General features: G+C 47.2%; 1 protein-coding gene and 1 pseudogene. One reads left to right on the plus strand and one right to left on the minus strand.

Annotation, left to right across the window (positions count from 1 at the left end):
• Positions 1–104 precede the first annotated feature (104 nt).
• Positions 105–1,028 carry an NAD(P)/FAD-dependent oxidoreductase gene (locus GRP75_RS27415; protein ID WP_160790945.1) on the plus strand — a complete coding sequence of 308 codons (924 nt, stop codon included), beginning with the start codon at positions 105–107 and terminating at the stop codon, positions 1,026–1,028.
• A gap of 10 nt (positions 1,029–1,038) precedes the next feature.
• Here the strand turns inward: GRP75_RS27415 and GRP75_RS30170 are convergent.
• Positions 1,039–1,220, minus strand: a pseudogene (locus GRP75_RS30170) (hypothetical protein); the annotation flags it as partial.

Genomic DNA, 1,220 nt, shown 5'->3' on the forward strand with positions numbered 1-1,220 from the left:
TAGTGGGTGATATTATGTTTAAAATTGGATGAGAAGTTTACATAGGTGTTATTGCGATTTTATGCAGATGTCTAGGATAACGCGCATTCAAAGGAGGAAAAGTGATGAACTATGATTGCATTATTGTTGGTGGGGGAATTGCCGGATTGCAAGCAGCGATTCAATTGGGGAGATACAGCAGTCATCGAGTTCTAGTGATAGATTCGGGCTATGGTCGATCTACGCTGTGCCACCAGTATCATAATATTTTGGGCTTTCCTGACGGAATTTCTGGTGAAGAGCTGCGACGGCTTGGACGTAGTGAAGCCACGAAACTAGGTACTGAATTTGTTGAAGGGAAGGCGGTAAAAGCCACCAAAAGAGATGAGCTTTTTGACATTCAAGTGGAGGCAGGATCCGTCTATTCGTCAAAAACGCTGCTGTTGGCGACAGGGCTAACGGACCGTTTTCCAAAGCTGGATGGGTTACAAGCCTGCTTGGGCAACAGTGTATATGTATGCCCGGATTGTGACGGTTATGAGGTTCAGGATCGCAGTACGGTCGTTATGGGGGCAGGCAAAGCAGGAGCTTCCATGGCTCTGATTTTATCAGCGCGCACCGATCAACTTGTTTATGTCAATCATGAGCGTTCAGAGGTGCCGGACGAGCTGATCGTAAAGCTGCGGGAAAAAGGGATTGGCTATAAGGAAGCAGCCATTTCAGAGATTATAACCGGAGAACGGGGCTGTTTTGAAGGAGTGCGGCTGGCTGATGGACATGTGGTTCGAGCAGAGCGGGGCTTTTTAGCCTTTGGCAGCAATCACGTTCATTCAGAGCTGGCGGAGCAACTGGGTGTACATCTGCTGCATAATAAGCATATTGAAACTCATCCTCGCAGCAAAATGACAAATGTGGAAAATGTATGGGTAGCCGGGGACTTAGGAGCTCATGCCGAGCAAGCGACTGTGGCGATGGGAGAAGGAGCTATGTCAGCGATTTGGATACACAAGGTATTAACTGGTATGAAAACAAAAGTACCGCAGCTCTGAGAGCTGCGGTTTAGTACGATGGGCGTGTACTCGTTGGGAGTTGAAGTTCGAAGCGTTTTAATTGATCGCTCATGCTGTACTTACGTAAAATTTCCGTCTGTTTATTGCCGATAAGATCAAAATGCGGATAGGGCTGACGCTGATGAATATATTGGGGGTTCAATCCGTTATGGTTGCACCATAAGCGCAGCT

The organism is Paenibacillus sp. OT2-17, from assembly GCF_009827695.1.
Classification (GTDB): domain Bacteria; phylum Bacillota; class Bacilli; order Paenibacillales; family Paenibacillaceae; genus Paenibacillus; species Paenibacillus polymyxa_B.

Coding starts and splice junctions, on each gene's coding strand:
- GRP75_RS27415 (WP_160790945.1), top strand. CDS start 105: ATGAACTATGATTGCATTATTGTTGGTGGGGGAATTGCCGGATTGCAA.